At 35.8% G+C, this 17,950-nt stretch carries 15 protein-coding genes; all 15 read left to right on the plus strand.

Translation table 11 applies throughout. The annotated features are described in order from the left end of the window. Nucleotides 1-251: 251 nt before the first annotated feature. The 15 genes from QVA17_RS01215 (at nucleotide 252) to accC (ending at nucleotide 17,935) form a co-directional block, all read left to right on the plus strand. Complete coding sequence (locus QVA17_RS01215; RefSeq protein WP_287385876.1) at nucleotides 252-608, plus strand: PqqD family protein; 357 nt, start codon at nucleotides 252-254, stop codon at nucleotides 606-608. A 32-nt stretch (nucleotides 609-640) separates the two neighbouring features. Next, nucleotides 641-2,017, plus strand: a complete 1,377-nt coding sequence (locus QVA17_RS01220; protein WP_287385878.1) for a glycoside hydrolase family 28 protein — start codon at nucleotides 641-643, stop codon at nucleotides 2,015-2,017. Nucleotides 2,018-2,098: 81 nt separating this feature from the next. Then, a complete protein-coding gene (locus QVA17_RS01225) occupies nucleotides 2,099-2,854 on the plus strand; it encodes a response regulator (protein ID WP_287385880.1) in 756 nt (251 codons plus the stop codon). Between the two features lie 6 nt (nucleotides 2,855-2,860). Next, nucleotides 2,861-4,852 carry a sensor histidine kinase gene (locus QVA17_RS01230; RefSeq protein WP_287385882.1) on the plus strand — a complete coding sequence of 664 codons (1,992 nt, stop codon included), beginning with the start codon at nucleotides 2,861-2,863 and terminating at the stop codon, nucleotides 4,850-4,852. A 257-nt stretch (nucleotides 4,853-5,109) separates the two neighbouring features. After that, a complete protein-coding gene (locus QVA17_RS01235) occupies nucleotides 5,110-6,825 on the plus strand; it encodes a DUF975 family protein (RefSeq protein WP_287385883.1) in 1,716 nt (571 codons plus the stop codon). A gap of 377 nt (nucleotides 6,826-7,202) precedes the next feature. Then, a complete protein-coding gene (locus tag QVA17_RS01240) occupies nucleotides 7,203-8,084 on the plus strand; it encodes a YitT family protein (RefSeq protein WP_027431572.1) in 882 nt (293 codons plus the stop codon). 289 nt (nucleotides 8,085-8,373) lie between these two features. Next, on the plus strand, nucleotides 8,374-9,927 hold the full coding sequence (locus tag QVA17_RS01245; RefSeq protein WP_027431573.1) for an ABC-F family ATP-binding cassette domain-containing protein: 1,554 nt from the start codon (nucleotides 8,374-8,376) through the stop codon (nucleotides 9,925-9,927). 185 nt (nucleotides 9,928-10,112) lie between these two features. Continuing rightward, the gene (locus QVA17_RS01250) at nucleotides 10,113-11,075 is read left to right on the plus strand and encodes an alpha/beta hydrolase (RefSeq protein ID WP_287385886.1); all 963 of its coding nucleotides are present in this window, start codon (nucleotides 10,113-10,115) and stop codon (nucleotides 11,073-11,075) included. 87 nt (nucleotides 11,076-11,162) lie between these two features. Continuing rightward, nucleotides 11,163-12,095, plus strand: coding sequence for a zinc dependent phospholipase C family protein (locus tag QVA17_RS01255; protein ID WP_027431574.1), 933 nt, complete (start codon nucleotides 11,163-11,165; stop codon nucleotides 12,093-12,095). Then, on the plus strand, nucleotides 12,088-13,701 hold the full coding sequence (locus tag QVA17_RS01260; RefSeq protein ID WP_287385888.1) for a bifunctional diguanylate cyclase/phosphodiesterase: 1,614 nt from the start codon (nucleotides 12,088-12,090) through the stop codon (nucleotides 13,699-13,701). The genes QVA17_RS01255 and QVA17_RS01260 overlap by 8 nt, the downstream gene beginning before the upstream one ends. Before the next feature lie 93 nt (nucleotides 13,702-13,794). Then, on the plus strand, nucleotides 13,795-14,490 hold the full coding sequence (locus QVA17_RS01265) for an MIP/aquaporin family protein (RefSeq protein ID WP_103952756.1): 696 nt from the start codon (nucleotides 13,795-13,797) through the stop codon (nucleotides 14,488-14,490). Between the two features lie 263 nt (nucleotides 14,491-14,753). Next, nucleotides 14,754-15,197 carry an Hsp20/alpha crystallin family protein gene (locus QVA17_RS01270; protein ID WP_287385891.1) on the plus strand — a complete coding sequence of 148 codons (444 nt, stop codon included), beginning with the start codon at nucleotides 14,754-14,756 and terminating at the stop codon, nucleotides 15,195-15,197. A 471-nt stretch (nucleotides 15,198-15,668) separates the two neighbouring features. Next, complete coding sequence (gene acpP / locus QVA17_RS01275) at nucleotides 15,669-15,905, plus strand: acyl carrier protein (protein WP_027431578.1); 237 nt, start codon at nucleotides 15,669-15,671, stop codon at nucleotides 15,903-15,905. A gap of 198 nt (nucleotides 15,906-16,103) precedes the next feature. Then, nucleotides 16,104-16,571, plus strand: coding sequence for an acetyl-CoA carboxylase biotin carboxyl carrier protein (locus QVA17_RS01280; RefSeq protein WP_287385893.1), 468 nt, complete (start codon nucleotides 16,104-16,106; stop codon nucleotides 16,569-16,571). Beyond that, nucleotides 16,553-17,935 carry an acetyl-CoA carboxylase biotin carboxylase subunit gene (accC, locus tag QVA17_RS01285; RefSeq protein ID WP_027431580.1) on the plus strand — a complete coding sequence of 461 codons (1,383 nt, stop codon included), beginning with the start codon at nucleotides 16,553-16,555 and terminating at the stop codon, nucleotides 17,933-17,935. Before QVA17_RS01280 ends, accC begins: the two co-directional genes overlap by 19 nt. Nucleotides 17,936-17,950 lie beyond the last annotated feature (15 nt).

Raw genomic sequence — 17,950 nt, forward strand, 5'->3', positions numbered from 1 at the left:
TATTGGTAGTATTGTATTCTTTGCTATTTTAATTCTTTGCTTGCTCAAGTTCTCAATTTGGGATAAGAAAAACTATAAGAAGTAATCGGTAAAGATACTAAGTTTATAATACTTATTTTTCCCTCTCTATCTTAGGATAGAGGGGGATTTTTTTACCTTGACGGTTCATTATTTATTATGTCACAATAGATAAAGTGACTAGTAAAACAATCGATGCTTTTACAAATAAAAGAAAGTGGTGAAATTTTAAGATGGCTAAGAAAAAAGCTGAGGATAAAAAGAAAAATTATCTAGACAATATCCCTTATATTCCAGAGGATAGACAGTGGGAAGTTAAGGGTAAGATTGTCTATGTAACACAGATAAATTCAGGCTTCTACAATAAGATTGCCCAGAAGCTTTTTAAGACTCCAAAGACAAGTCAGATTAAGCTAGAGGGACTTGGAAGTTTTATATGGCAACAGATTGACGGGAAGAGAAGCATTTACGATATAGGAATTCTTGTGGCAGATAAGTATGCGGACAAGGCAGAGCCTTTATATGAAAGATTGTCACAGTATATGAAGACACTTGAGAATCTAGGCTTTATTAAGTTTAAGGAAAATTAAAAATAAAAGGAAATTAAAGAGGTAGGGAATTTATGAAGATGGAATTTAAGGTAGAATTACCAGTATTTAAGGAAAAGGAAGTCAATTTACTAGACTATAAGCCAGTTGCCAATAAGGCAGACTTAGAAACAAGTAAGCACAATGCTTTAGTTATTAATAAGGTAATTAAGGATTTATCAGAAAATGGCGGTGGAAAGCTTGTGATTCCAGCGGGTTTATGGATTACAGGACCTATAAATCTTCTTAGTGGAGTAGAGTTACATTTAGAAAGAAATGCAATTTTAAAGTTTTCTAAAAATCCAGAGGAGTATCCTCTAATCGTAACTAATTATGAAGGTCAGGACTGTATCCGTGCAGTATCTCCAATTACAGCAATTAATGCAATAAACATCGCTATTACAGGTGATGGAGTAATTGATGGTAGCGGTGATGAATGGAGACCTATTAAGGAATTTAAGCTTACTGCTAGAGCATGGCAGGAGAATTTAAAGAAAAGCGACTGCGTTCTTGATACTAAGGAGGGCGGTGTTTGGTTCCCTACAAAGACTGCATTTGACGGAAACACACATAATATCCAGCTAGCTTTTGAAGGAAAGGAAGATGCCGAAGTTTTAAAGCTTGCAACTCCTTACTATGATTTTTATAGACCAGTATTAATAAGCCTTAAGCACTGCGATAAGGTCTTACTTCAGGGTGTAACTTTTAAGAATTCGCCTGCTTGGAATATTCATCCATATTTCTGTACAAACCTTACAGTAGATAGCATTAACGTAAATAACGCTTATCATGCACAAAATGGCGATGGTATCGATATTGAATCTTGCAAGAATGTGGAAGTTAAGAATTCTAGATTTGAAACAGGCGATGATGCCATTTGCTTAAAGTCAGGAAAGAATGCTATTGCTAGAACAATCACTGGCCCTTCAGAGAATATCTACATCCATGATTGTCTTGTAAACGAAGGTCATGGCGGCTTTGTAATTGGTTCAGAGATGAGCCGTGGCATTAAGAATGTTTGGGTTGATAACTGTACATTCCTTGGCACAGACGTAGGTGTTAGAATGAAGAGTGCCCTTGGTCGTGGTGGCGTAGTTGAGAATATTAATATTGAAAATGTAAACATGGTGGGAATTAAAAACGAAGGCGTAATTATGACTATGTCTTATGTTTTAAATTCTCTTAACAGAAACGAGACTATTGCTAAGGAAAATGAGGAAGACATCCCATTCTTTAAGAATATCAATATCAACAATGTAAACTGCGTTGGTGCTAAGCATTCAGTAAAGATCGAGCCATTAGAAGGCCGCATGGATACAATCTCCAATGTAAATATTACAAATTCTAGATTTGAAGATTGTGGCGAAGCTCTAATTAAAGGTGAGAACATAAATATAGCGAAATTATTATAAAATTTTGCAATATCTAGTTACATTTGCTATAATATAATTAATATTTCAACTGTGAACAATTGAAGATTAATGGAGAAATGTATGCATGAAAAAATAGTCTTTATAGGTAATGATAAGGGCTTTGTTTATGGTTCTATAAAGAAGGGACTTGAAGAGCAGGGCTTTAATATTATCTCAGTGAATTCAGATATTGCTTATATTATGGGAAAAGAGTCGGAATCTAAGATTTGGCTCTTGTATATTGAGAACGAAGTAACGGATTATGTAAAGATTTTCGAATATATAAAAAAGGCAGTAATATCAAATGATGTTATGCTTTATTTGATTGCCTCAGATAGTGAAATTAGGGACGTGCACAGATATATTCCAGAGCATTTAATTAAGCATGCCTTTGAAAAACCGGTGGATATGTCTGGTATGTACAAATATTTTTCGCTGATGGTTTTAAAGCAGGAGGAGGTCGAGCAGGAGAAATCAATTCTCATTGTGGACGATGACCCTTCTTCTTTGCGTGCCCTAAGCGACTTCCTATCGGTAAAATATAAGGTTTACATGGCTAATTCTGCCATGAATGCCATTATGTTTCTAACTAAGAAAAAGGTGGACTTAATTATTCTAGATGTGAGTATGCCAGTGGTAGATGGCACTCAAGTTTTCCAAATGCTACAAGACGAGCCTTCAACAAGAGACATTCCAATTATGTTTTTAACTGGAAATTCAGAAAAAGACGTGGTTATGAATGTCCTAAGTTTGCACCCAGTAAAGTATCTATTAAAATCCATGGAGCCAGACAAGTTAATTCTTAGCATCGACGATTTTTTAGATAGCAGAAAGTAGGTGCCTATGGGGATTGGATTTATGGTTTTGCTGTTAATTCTAATCTGCGAGACATTTTTATTAATCAGAATAATTGTAAAAAATAGACATACTAAAGAGAAGCTAAAAAGAGAAGAAGAAATTATAAAGGAAAAGGCGCTAAATGAGGCAAAGTCTAGTTTTCTAACTCACATGTCTCATGAAATTAGAACGCCTATAAACGCTATTCTTGGCATGAATGAAATGATAATTAGGGAGAGCAAGGATAAGACAATCATATCCCACGCTAAAAATATCGAGGATTCTTCAAAGGCGCTACTTGGCCTAGTGGATGAAATTCTTGATTATAGCAGGCTTGAATCAGGAGATTTAAAGATAAATCTAATCCAATATCGCTTTGATAATTTAATAAATGAGGTGCTCTCCTTGACCTATGAGAAGGCCAAGGCTAAGGGCTTGTGCTTTGATATTCACATAAACCCTGAGATTCCCCTTAGAATGTACGGGGATGTGGTAAGAATCAAGGAGTGCCTACTTAACCTACTTACTAATTCTATAAAGTACACAAAGGAAGGCAGCGTCAGCCTTCGCATAGATTTTAAGAAGTTGGATTCTGAAAATGTAGAGCTATATGTAATTATTTCAGATTCCGGAGTGGGCATCAAAAAGGAAGACTTATATAAGCTAAACAATGCTTTTACGCGTCTTGATGAAATCAATAATAGCAGCATTGAGGGCATGGGGCTTGGCCTTAGTCTTACTAGTAGATTACTTGAGATGATGGGCTCAAAGCTTGAGATAGAGTCGGTTTACGGTCTTGGAACTACCTTTGCCTTTAGCTTAAAGCAACTAATTGTTGGCTGGCTTGAGTGCGGGGATGTGGTTAAAAACTATGAGGATTCCCTTTGTAAAATTAATAAGTATAAGAAGGCTTTTAGGGCTAGTAAGGCTAACATATTAGTGGTGGATGATGTGGAGGTTAATGCAAATGTAGTAAAGGGACTACTTTCACGAAGCCATGTAAAGCTTGATATTGCCCTTAGTGGAGAAGAGGCACTTGAAAAAGCAAAATTGAAAAAATACGACATTATATTTCTAGATCACAGAATGCCAAAGATGGATGGAGAGGAAACTCTTAAAAAACTAAGAGAGGATAAGGAGTCCTTATCTTTTAATTCACCTGTCATTGTTTTGACGGCTAATGTATTTAACGGAGTGCGTGACATTTACATAGAAAAAGGCTTTACGGATTATTTAGCAAAGCCGGTTTTTTACGAGGAATTAGAGAGGCTACTTATAAAGTATCTGCCAGAAGATAAGATTGATAATAACGATTTAGCTGACTCTAGCCTAGAATCTGCTTTTACTAATGATGCTAAATCTGGTTCAGATCTTTTTGCTACATGGGATTTTTATAGCTTTGAAAATGATAGCGATAGCCAGATTTTAAGCCTCTTTGGCGATATTAGTTATATCGATTATGAGCAGGCTCTTAGAAACTGCATGACAAGAAATACACTTATAAATAGCATAATTACTATAAATTCCACACTTCCTAACAATTTAGAAAAATTAGAGAGTTATTATAAGGCAGAGGATTATGTAAATTTAGAGATTCTAGTTCATGGCCTAAAGAGCTCTCTAAAACTTATTGGAGCCCTTGAAATCTCAGGACAGGCGGCACATATAGAGGATTTGTGCAAGTCCAAAAATTACAAAAATCTTGATATGGAATATGACGCCTTATGTGTTTTACTTACGAGATTAAAGGCAGATTTAGAAAATGTATTAAGCCCTTTAAAGGATGACAATAAAAAGGAGCTTATATCAAAAGAACAGCTCTCTGAAGCTTATTTGGCCATTAAGGAATATGCAGAAATTGGAGATTTTAGAAATGTGGATCAGATTATGAAACATTTACTTGATTATGAAATTCCAGGAAACGAGAGGGAAAAGTTTGAAAAGGTTAAGGAATATAGCCTTAATGTGGATGCAAAAGGCCTACTAGAAATCTTATAATGTATGTCCTATATTTACATAATTAGTTTTAAATGTTAGGTTATATATATATCTAGAAAGTGGAAACTTTACAGATACAACACTAGAAAACTTAAAGGAATATGCATATGAGTAGAAAAGAATTAAAAAAATCGGCTAGAAAAGTTTTAAGAAAACATTATTTTATTTTGATATTTGCTTGTTTAATGGCCTCTTTTTTAGGAGTAGATTTTTCAAGCTCCTTTATTAACAGTTCAAAGGTTTCCCCTAGGAGATTGTTGGGTGAAGTTACACAGGTGGTCCAGGTTTCAACGGTCATGGAGCCGGACAAATTTATAGATATCATAAATGAGGAAATTGAATACAGTAAGGAGGCTAGTTCTGGTACAAGTTTTGCAAGGAATAAGGGTTTTCTTGCTCAGTTAATTAACGGAACAAGTGATGGTCTGCTTTTTTATAGAGTATTACAGTCCATTAATTCCTTTGTAAGTTCAGAAAAAATAGCCATAAGAATCTTTGTTGTTATTTTTATGATACTGTATTTTTTAATATGGTTTTTGATTACAAATCCTTTTTCTGTGAGCTTTAGACGAGTCTTTCTAGAAGCTAGAACCTATAAGAAGGTGGATTATCAAAAGTTCGTGTATCTTTTTTATAACAAATGCTTGTTAAACGTAGCTATTTCGCAGGCTTTAAGGGCCCTATATCTATTTTTATGGACCTTTACTATTGTGGGCCTTCCAATTAGTTATTATAGATACAAGATGCTTTCCTACATTTTGGCTGAAAATCCAGCAATTAAGCCAAGACAGGCACTTAAGCTTTCAAGAGATATGATGCGAGGCCACAAGTGGGAAGCTTTTAAACTAGATATGTCTTTTATTTTGTGGTATGTGCTTTCGTCTTTTACTTTAGGAGCCCTAGGCCTTCTTTTTGTAAATGCCTATAAGATTGCCACAGTTAGCGAATATTATGTGTATTTGCGAGGCCTAGCTTATGAGAAGGGTCTTGAAAATGTATCGTTATTAAACGACGTTTACCTATACGAGATTGCTGATGCAGCCTTGATTAATGAAAAATATAACGATTTGGTGCTAGAGTACAACAAGGGCGTAGATGGTGAGGATTACGACTTAGATGCGGATCTTTGGCTTGCTAGCGCCATTGATAATTTAAGAAAGCAAAGGGGTGAGTCCTTTGATGAAAACGATTATAAGGAAAGTACGGGAATCTTTAAGTGGTTTGAGGATAATCTAGGCCTTAGCTTTAGAAATTCAAGATATAACCGCCTAAAGCAGAGTCTAAGACTTACTTTTGCTGCGGTTGATGACTATAACAAGATTAAAAATGGAGAAATCTACCCAGAGAGATTATCAAGCCTTCCATATAAGGAAAGACGAATGAAGGCAGATTACATGCGCATGTATTCTATGTTTTCAATTGTATCTATCTTCTTTATTGGCTGCTTTGTTGGCTGGACCTGGGAGGGAATGTTACATTTGATTCAAAAAGGAAGCTTTGTAAATAGAGGCGCACTAAACGGTCCGTGGATTCCAATTTATGGAGTTGGAGCTGTAGTTTCCATTACTTTAGGCTACAGATTTAGGGCTAAACCATTAAGAGAGTTTATCTTTATAGTCATAATAAGCGGAATAATCGAGTACACAACCTCATATTTGATGGAACTTGCCACAGGACTTAGATGGTGGTCATATAATGGTTACTATTTAAATCTAAACGGAAGAATCTGTCTTGAGGGCTTAATTGTATTTGGAATTGGGGGATGTGCCGTTGTTTACTGGCTTATACCATATATAGAAGGACATCTAAAAAAGATGGATTCTAGAATTCTGTCAATAATTTTGATTGCCTTGGTATTTTTATTCATTATTGATGTATTTTATTCATCTATGCATCCAAATACAGGGGCAGGAATAACCCATAAAGTTATCGCTTTAATGCGCCAAAATGCGTACTTTTTTGCAATAAAGTGATAGCAAAATAGAGTGAATATTTTAATAAAAATATTCTTTTTAAAAATTTAATATGCTTGACGATTTATGACAACAAATGCCTTAAAATGTGCATTTATGGAACCGTTCTCACAGCGTGAATATTATGTATAAATATGCATAAATACTGCATAGTATGAATAAAAAAACATTAGTGACAAAATATTGCACGGGTGTTATAATAGCTTAGGCGAAGGGAAGAGCGCTTATTTTTTTTGTCCTTTTTCCCGAGCTTGTTAAGAAAGCGTGATAACTTTTTTGGCAGGATTGCAGAAACGCTCCCCAAAAAATAATCGTTGAGTATTGGCTCACGCGGTAGTTGTAGTTTTAACTATTTTTATTTTTGTGGAGGGGCATATATGCAGAAACTAGAAAAAAGAATCGGTAGTACACTTGTGGATATCCTATTTGATATTCTGGGCGGCTTTTTATACGCGGTTGGTTATTACACATTTGCAAAGATGGGTGATTTCACACCAGGCGGTGTATCAGGTGTTGCTTTAATCTTTAATTATTTGTATTCGGTTCCAGTTGGTATCTTTACTTTGATATTTAACATACCGCTGGTAATTCTAAGTTATAAGGTTGTCGGTAAGAAGTTCTTATTTAAGACAGCTAAGACACTTATTTTTTGTACTATCTTCCTTGATGTCATTGCCCCAATGACACCTCTTTATACAGGAAGCAGAATAACAGCTTCGTTATTCTCAGGAGTTTGCCTTGGTGCATCAATGGCACTCTTTTATATGAGAGGTTCAAGTTCAGGAGGAATGGATTTCCTCATTATGACAGTCAAGGTAAAGAAGCCATATTTTAGTTTTGGCTTCGTAACAATAGTTACTGACTTCATTGTCATTGCAGCAGGTGGTCTCATCTATAAGGACATTGATTCAGTACTTTACGGTTTGATATCAGCATTTACTTGTTCCATCGTAATGGACAAGATCCTTTACGGTATGGGAGCAGGTAAGTTGATAATAATAATTACTGTTCGTAGTAAAGAGCTAACGGACATGATAGGTTCCATGACAGATCGTGGATCTACCATCATCAAAGCCATAGGTAGTTATACCGGTGATGATAGAGACGTTGTGTTGTGTGCATGTTCAAAGAATCAGACTTATGCGGTTACTGATTTGGCTCATAAAGCAGATCCTCATGCCTTCATAATGATCACTGAGACCAGTGAGGTTTTTGGTGAGGGATTTATTGAAGGTAAACGTAATATGAGCAGTAATTAATAAATCATTTTCCTTCCTCATAACGGTAGAGGGGAAGAAGAATCCCGTTTTTTTTAAGCTAATAGTTTCTTAGTAAGGAGATTAAGAAACTTTTTCCTAAGCTTACAAGACACATTTACTACATATCGGAGAATGGAAACATTCCCACGTTAGGGTGTTGCACCCTAACAGGAATGCACGAAGGACTTTTGTCCCTCGTGCATTTTTATTTTTATCACTAAATTAAGATTGAGACAAATTTTCTAATATGATATAATTTTACGGCTACGCTAATTAAAAAGGAGTATTTATGAGTATTTTAACAGTAGAGCATTTATCCCATGGATTTGGTGATAGAGCAATTTTTGAAGATGTATCTTTTAAATTGAATAAGGGAGAACATGTTGGCTATGTTGGTAATAATGGTGCCGGTAAGTCAACATTTATGAATATAATTACAGGTAAGCTCATGCCTGATGAAGGTAAGATTGAATGGGCTAAGAATGTGAAGGTTGGTTATCTTGACCAGCATGCAGTCCTTGAGAAGGGCATGACTATTGAGGCAGTTTTAAAGATGGCTTTTGATGATCTTTTTGAACTTGAGAATCATATGAATGACATCTGCGCTAAGATGGGTGATGCTAGTGAAGAAGAGATGGAACAGTACATGGAAGAGCTTGGTACTATTCAGGATGTCTTAACTAACAGAGATTTTTACTTAATTGATTCTAAGGTAGAAGAAGTTGCAAGAGCTCTAGGCCTTTTAGAGCTTGGACTTGATAAGGATGTTACAGAGCTTTCTGGTGGTCAAAGAACTAAGGTTTTACTTGGTAAGTTACTTCTTGCAAAGCCAGATATTTTACTTCTTGATGAACCTACAAACTATCTAGATCAGGAACACATTGCTTGGCTTACAAGATACTTAGAGGAATATGAGAATGCATTTATTCTTATTTCCCATGATATTCCATTCCTTAATAAGGTTGTAAATCTTATTTATCATGTGGATGGCAGACAGCTTAACAGATATGTGGGCGATTACGACAAGTTTATGGAAGTTTACGAGATGAAGAAGTCTCAGCTTGAGGCTGCATATAATAAGCAGCAGCAGGAAATTGCTGACCTTAAGGATTTCGTTGCTAGGAATAAGGCTAGAGTTTCTACAAGAAATATGGCTATGTCCCGTCAGAAAAAGCTTGATAACATGGATATTATTGAGCTTGAAAAGGAAGCTCCTAAGCCAGAATTTAACTTTAAGGTGGCACGTACACCTTCTAGATATATTTTCCAAACTCATGACCTTGTAATTGGATATGATGAGCCACTTTCAAAGCCTATTAATATTGAGATGGAACGCGGTCATATCGCTACAATTCGAGGCGTAAACGGAATTGGTAAGACAACACTTTTAAAGAGCATTTTAGGCCAGATTAAGCCTATTTCAGGTAGTGTTGAGCTTGGAGATTATTTAGAGATTGGATACTTTGAGCAGGAGACAAGACCGGATATTGAAACAACTTGTATTGAAGAGATTTGGGAGGAGTTCCCAGGTTTTACTCAGTACGAGGTGCGTTCAGCCCTTGCTAAGTGTGGACTTACAACTAAGCACATCGAAAGTAAGGTAAGAGTTTTATCCGGTGGTGAGCAGGCTAAGGTTAGACTTTGTAAGATTATTAATAGAGAGTCTAATTTACTTGTACTTGATGAGCCTACAAACCATTTAGACCAGGACGCTAAGAATGAGTTAAAGCGTGCTCTTAAGGAATATAAGGGTTCAGTGCTTATGGTTTGTCATGAGCCAGAATTCTATGAGGGTCTTGCAACTCAGGTAATTGACCTTGAAAAGTATACAACAAGATTATAGGATTATATTTAAAATTTTATAGATGGAGAAAAGCCACGTTTTTCTAGTCCTTTTAAGGGATTAGAGGGCGTGGCTTTATTTGTAGGAACTTATACAGGTGGACTTTTTCAGATATATTTGTTATATTATTAGTAGTATTCTAATCGTGAGGACATAACAAAATAAACGTAAGGTGGAGGCTTAAAATGAAGACTTATAAACAAGTTTTAATTGGAGCTTCTGCTTCTGTAGCTTTAGGATTATATGGAGCCACTAGGTATTTTTTTAATGTAGCTTTTGAGAGAAAGACGCTAGAAAAGTTCCCTAGACTTGGAAAGGGCTCTCCTTGGGAAGAGGAAATAGAAGAGGGGAGAATTTGGTTAAAATGCCACGCAGTACCAGTGGGCACCATTAACAGCTTTGATGGCTTGAAATTGTCTGGCTACTATGTGGAAGCACCAAATGCGAAGAGAACTATTGTAATGTGTCATGGATGGAGAGGAAGCTGGGAACGTGATTTAGCAGGTATTTCTAAGTGGTTTTATAAAAATGGCTGCAACATGCTTCTAATAGATCAAAGAGCACACGGATTTAGTCAAGGCAAATACACAACTTATGGACTTTTTGAAAGACTTGATTGTGTTAGTTGGTGTAACTGGTTAAATAAAATGTATAGGCCCGAGAAGATATTCTTGTATGGCGTGTCAATGGGGGCAAGTACTGTACTTATGGCATCAGGAACCGATGGATTACCAATTAATGTAGCAGGGATTATTGCTGATTGTGGCTTTAGTTCGCCTTATGACATTATTGCTTATACAGGCTGGAATATAGCCCATGTACCGGAACATCCATTTATGGATGTCTTAAATCTAATGGTGCGTAGAAGAATAGGTGTGGGATTAAAATCATTTAGTGTGGCAGACGCTATGAAAAATAATACAACACCATTACTATTAATCCATGGAAAAGAAGATGAATTTGTCCCCTTTGGCATGTCAATAGAAAACTACAACGAAAGTAATCAGGACACTTCGTTGCTACTAATTGACGGTGCAAATCATTGTCTTAGTTACTATGTGGATAGAAAAAATTATACTAAGACACTAAAAGAATTTATTATCAAGGCAGAAAAGGATTTCAAAACTAGGGATCTTTATGGGACTTGAACGCAGTGCCACTGCGTTCATGAGGAAGTAGCGAAGCGGATTCCGAATGTCCGCTTTACAAAAGTGGCAATATTAGGAGGTGACTAGATGCCAGCTTATTTTTCTCACTATACATGTGGGGTAAAAGCTTATGAGTCAATTCCAATATCATATTTGAAAAAATGTATATCAGACCACAGACATGCATACTGCTTTGGACTTGAGGGCCCGGATTTCGTTTTCTTTAATGTAACCTTTGGAAAGAGAAGTTTGGGTAGCATTATGCATGAGGAAAAATGCGGTCTTTTTCTTAGAAATTTATATAAAGAGTGCGTGAAATTAAAGGGAGAAAGTAGAAGAATAGCCCTTGCTTACTATGCTGGCTTTCTTGGCCACTACGCCCTTGATACAGTCGCTCATCCTCTCGTTTACAGTTTGTGTGAGGAGGATACAAAGATGAAATCTCTGGGAAAACATTTTCGATATGAAGCCGCAATGGATAATTATGTCGTAAGAGATTATTTAAAACGTGAAGTGACAGATGTAAAGATAATGCAGCTTACAAGGCTTTGGGGCATGGAAAAGAAAGTGGTTATGCGCGTCTTTAATAGGGCAGTAAGCAGGACCTACCATGCAAGAAAGATAAATCTACTTTCCGTCTATATGATGTATTTTTCCTATGCTTTTGTAAGGAATCACTTTAACGATAAGTTTAAGATTAAGGAGAATTTTTTTGAGGCTTTTGAAAATGTAATTTATAGACACAATTTTCATTCAGCCCTTTATGTAAATAACAACCTTTATGGTTACACAAAAGAAGACTACAAGCTCTTTAATGAAAAGATGGAGATGGGCATTAAAAGAGCCGCAGAGATACTTAGATGCTTTAATTATGCAACCCGTGGCGAATTGTACGGAGAAGAAGAAAAATGGAATAGGGAGTACGAATTTTTCAAAGAAATAGGGAACTTCTCTTATCATTCTGGTGAAAGGCTAGATGATGCATTTTACGAAGACGATGAGGTAGAAAATTATGGATAATTACAATAATAGATGTGCTATTATGGAAAACTTAATTCAATCATCTCTTGATGCAGTTCTTGTTTTTGATGAAAAAGGACGTCTTGATTTGACTAATGACAACGGCAAAGACCTATTAGAATTGCTTGATATTGATCCGGATAATTGCCATTTGACTAACATAAGTAGCAATAGGCACCTATCAGGCCTTGAGGATTTAAGCGAATCTTTTGTAAAGGCCATAAATTTAAAGGTAAATGATGAGGAAAGAAAATATAATTGCAATTACGGTAGGGTTTTTAAAGAGAAATCTTATGTGGGCTGCTTTTTGATTTTCAATGATTTCACCTGCCAAGAATTACTTTTTAGAAAGCAAAAATATATTGCTGAACACGATGAAATCACAGACTTCTACAATAAATCTGCCTTCTATAGATATACGGAGGAATTAATTGAGAATCATCCGGATATTAAATTTGATATTATTTATTCTGATATAAAGGACTTTAAATTAATTAATGAAAATTACGGACAAGATGTGGGTAATGAAGTTTTACTCTCAATTGCTGAGATTTTAAAGAACTTCCCACAAACTAATACGGTAATTGGCAGGCTAGAGGCAGATCACTTTGCACTTTGTATGCCAGATGACAGACTAGATGTGGACTTAATTAAGAAGCATTCCTGGATTCAGATAAAGAAGGATGATTATGACCTTGTGGTTCACAACGTCTTTGGAATTTATCAGATTAGTGATAAGGAAGAAATAGATGTGCCAACTATGTGCGAGCGAGCTAGAATGGCCCTTGAGCACGATGGACTTGAAAAGAAGGTTTGCTTTTATAACGAGGTTATGAAGGAAAACCTAATAAAGGAGCAGCACATTTTAAAGCACTTCGCCATGTATATTAGGGAGCGCAAGTTCCTAGTTTATATGCAGCCTCAATACGATTGCAAAACTGGCAATTTAGTGGGGGCTGAGGCTTTGGTTCGTTTAAAGAGGAAAAGCGGTATTTCGATTCCTTATGATTTTGTGCCAATCTTAGAAAAGAATGGTTATATAACTGAGATGGACTATTACGTTTGGGAAGAGGCTTGTAGATTTTTAAGAAAATGTATCGACAACAAGTCAGAAGTAGTGCCAATTGCAGTTAACGTTTCTTGCAAGGACTTTGATAAGATAAATGTTAACAATGCATTTTGCATACTAACAAAGAAATATAATATTCCTCATGACCTAATTAGACTTGAGATTACGGAAAGTGCCATTGCTTCAGACGAGAAGTTAATTAGAGTTGTAAAGGATCTAAGGCGAAACGGCTTCTTAGTGGAGATTGATGACTTTGGAAGCGGTTATTCATCCCTTAATATGCTGCAGAAAATCTCCATTGATGTGGTAAAGCTTGATATGAATTTTGTTAAGGAAGATTCAAATAAAGAAAGCGGACTAATAATTTTAGAGGGTATAATTAAGCTTTTAAAATCCCTTAGAATGACTGTTATTGCAGAGGGGGTTGAGACCAAGGAACAGCTAAATCTCTTGACTCGCTTAGGCTGTGATGTAATTCAGGGATATTATTATTCAAGGCCTATTCCAATGGATGAATTTTACGATAGTTTAAAATAAATGTTTATTTCTAAAAATATAAATGCTATACTTAACCTAGTGTTATCTAAAACTAAATAATTATTTCTAAAAAGATTATACGGAGGGATAAGTATGAAAAAATTTATTGCCGAATTAATCGGTACATGTGTACTTGTGACACTAGGTTGTGGAACTGCTATGCTTGTTGGCTGTAACGCTGTAATGGGTGGAGGTTACATTTTAACAGCTCTTGCCTTCGGCCTTTCAATTGTAGCTATGGCTTACTCAATTGGTAACATTTCAGGTTGCCATGTAAACCCAGCAGTTTCTTTTGCTTTCTTAATTAAGGGAGATTTATCTATTAAGGATTTCTGCTCATACGTTTGTGCTCAAATTTTAGGTGCACTTGCAGGTGCAGGTATTCTTGCATTTATATTTAACACAGGTAAGCTTGTGGACATGACTGGGGGTTATGGAAGCAATGGCGTATCGGGTGTTGGCGACAACTATGCAACTGCTATGATCGTTGAAATTGTTCTTACATACATTTTCGTAATGGCAATTCTTGGCGTTACATCAAAGAAGGCTAAGCATGGTAATGTAGCTGGTCTTGTAATCGGTTTAACACTTACATTAGTTCATATCCTAGGCATCGGCCTTACAGGTACATCTGTAAACCCAGCTAGAAGCTTAGGCCCAGCTATTGTAGCAGCAATCGATGGTAACTCAGATCCTATTAAGTGCGTTTGGGTATTTATTGTGGCTCCACTTATTGGTGCAGCTCTTGCAGCCCTTTGTACAAAGCTCTTAGAGGGTAAGAACGAGTAATATAAAAGATAAATATAAAATATAAGAATAGTAATAGATAATACTAAACTAACAAAACAGAATTAACTATGCATTACAAATTCAGTAATAGCCTGCCTTTCGAGTAATTTCGAGGGCAGGCTTAATTTTTTCTTAATAAAGTTTATAAAATGTTTTGTTAGCACTCTATTGACGTGAGTGCTAACAGGTGTTATAACATAATTGTCAAGAGGATAAGAACAGAAGTTAAAAAATAGCTCTTGAAGATTAAGGAGGAATTGAGTATGTTAAATTCATTATTAGTTAGAAATGGTATGTTTGATGATTTATTTGATGATTTCATGGATAAGACACCAGCTTTATTCTCTGGCTATGTAAGCCCTTGTCTTGGACATCTTAACACAGATGTAAAAGAGACAGAGACAAGCTATGATCTTGCAATCGATTTACCAGGATATGATAAAAACGACGTCAAGATTTCTCTAAACGATGGATACTTAAGCATTGAGGCATCTAGAGAATCAGATGATGAAAAGAAAGATAAGGATGGCAACTTCATAAGAAGAGAAAGATATTCTGGACAGGTTTGCAGAAGCTACTATGTCGGAAATGAAATTAAGGATGATGATATTAAGGCATCCTTCAAGGATGGAGTCTTAAATGTAATTGTACCTAAGAAGCTTGAAACTAAGAAGGTTGAAGAGAAGAAGTACATTGCAATTGACTAATCAAATATAGATCAAAAATAAACATACAAGTTAATGTTACAAGGGTAATATTACAAAAAAAACTTACAATAGAAAATTTCTTGGCTAGCTGCCTTTAGGGGCAGCTAGTTTTATGATGAGAATCAACTACTAAATAATAAACCTGATTTAAACTCTTTTGAAGGACTAGTTAAAAAGTTTAAACGGGTTTATTTTTTTTGCTCTTTTCTAATATTTTTAATTCATAAGGAAATTGTATAAAAAAATAAATAGATTGTATACAACTATTTGACTATCAAAATAAGTGCTGGAGCGAGATTGGAAACCCACGCTGAGAAGTGGTTTAAAAAACTAGGTTTTAAAGGATTTATACGTATACTGTTTTGATATTCAAACTAGCTTGACAAAAAAATTTAATTGTTTTATAGTCATAACGTTTTCAGTTAAACAATTTGTAAACAAAAAAATCAAACAGTAAAGGGAGTAATTATTATGACAACATTTGAAAACGTAAAAGAAATTATTGTAGACACATTAAGCCTTGATGCAGACGAGATTAAGTTAGAAAGCGATTTAATCAATGACTTAGGTATTGATTCATTAGACGTTATGGAATTAGTAATGGCTATCGATGAGAAGTGCAACGTAACAATTCCAGACGAAGAAATTCCTAACTTAACAACTGTTGAAGCTATCGTAAATTATATCGATGCTAATAAGGCAGCCTAAGGCAATGTCGTAACCGCTTAAGCGGTTACGATGTAGCGTCAGCCCGATTTTGCTCAAGCAAAACTCTAATGGCTGATGTTCTTTAAGAAGGGGCTTGTTATTTAACAAGCCCCGTTAATTTTTAAGGAAAGGGACTAAATAATGCTATTTAGTGTTGATAAGGGTATGAGTTTAGAAATACAAGATATAGAGAGACTTATGGACAAGTTCGAAAAGAGTTCCTTAAGTGAAATGTCAGTAAATGACAATAAAGTTAGTTTTGTTTTTAAGAAGAATATTGGTGCAAGTGCAGTTGATTATATAAATAAAGACTTAGTAGCAGTTAAGCCACAGGAAGTTGCAGTAAACACAGAATCAAATGTAGTTGCAGCAAATGAGTCTGTAGAAGCTCCTAAGGAAGCCGTAAAAGAGGAGACTAAGTTAGAAGGTAGCTATGTTACAGCTCCAGTTTCAGGAATCTTTTATAGTGCTAGTAAGCCAGGTGAACCAAACTTCGTTAAGGAAGGGGACACAGTTAAGAAGGGCGATGTACTAGGACTTATTGAAGCTATGAAGGTTATGAATGAACTTCTAGCTCCAAGAGATGGTGTAGTTGAGAAAATTAATGTTTCTGATGAAACATTTGTAGAGTATGGACAGGAGTTAATATGTTTAAGAGATTGTTAATTGCCAATCGTGGCGAGATAGGAATGAGAATACTTCGTTGCTGTCAGGAAATGGGTATTGAAACAGTAGTTGCTTATTCGAGCGAAGATGCAAACACATTACCAGTTACTTTTTCACCTGTTAGCGTCTGTATTGGACCTGCATCCCCAACAAAGTCTTACCTTAATCAGGATGCATTAATTCAAGCAGCTATTAGTTATAAATGTGATGCTATTCATCCAGGATATGGATTTTTATCAGAGAATCCTGACTTTGCAAAAAAATGTGAAGATGCAGGAATTAAATTTATTGGACCTAGTAGTGAGATGATTAGAAATATGGGTGAGAAATCTACAGCTAGAAGTCTTATGAAATCTAAGGGCGTTCCTGTAGTTCCAGGTTCAGATGGTCTAGTAAATAGCCTTGAAGAGGCTAAGGAAATTGCCTTAAAGATTGGTTTCCCAATTCTTATTAAAGCCTCTGCTGGTGGCGGTGGTCGAGGAATGAGAAGAGCTTATGATATGTCAGAACTTGCTAATGCTTTTGAAAGCGCAAAAGCTGAGGCTTTATCTGCTTTCGGTGATGATTCAATGTATATTGAGAAACTCATTTTAAATCCTCATCACGTAGAATTCCAGATCATTGGCGATGAACATGGACATATTGTTTCTCTTGGAGAACGTGATTGTTCAATGCAGAGAAGAAATCAGAAGTTAATCGAGGAAGCACCGGCTTCAATCCTTAATGAAAAGCAAAGAGCAGCAATGCAAAAGGCAGCCATTAAGGCAGCTATGGCAGTTAACTACTCCTCAGTTGGTACTGTGGAATTTGTAGTTGATCACGATAAGAACTTCTATTTCATTGAAATGAACACAAGAATTCAGGTGGAACATCCAGTAACTGAGATGGTTACAGGAGTTGACCTTGTAAAAGAACAAATTAGAGTGGCAGCAGGTCTTCCACTTTCCTTTAAGCAAAGCGACATTAAGACTCATGGTTATGCTATTGAATGTCGTATTAATGCTGAAAATCCTGAAAAGGATTTCGCTCCAAATCCAGGTAAAATTGATTTTCTTCATTTACCAGGTGGTGCAGGAGTTAGAGTTGAAAGTGCTATGTACTCAGGCGCAATGGTAAGTCCTTGGTATGATTCAATGATTGCTAAGGTTATTGTAAATGCACCTTCAAGACTTGAGGCTATTAGAAAAATGAGAGTAGCTCTTGAAGAGCTTACATGTGAGGGTATAGATACAAACATCGACTTCTTATATTTGCTTATGTATAACCCAGAATACATCATGGGCCGAATTGATACTTCCTTCCTTGAAAAGAATTGCGAAGGAATTATTAAGTGGGGCAAGGAAAGCAGAAAAGAAGCTCAGTAATGAAGAAAGGAAGCT

It is taken from the genome of Lachnospira sp. (assembly GCF_016290755.1).
Lineage (GTDB): Bacteria > Bacillota > Clostridia > Lachnospirales > Lachnospiraceae > Lachnospira > Lachnospira multipara.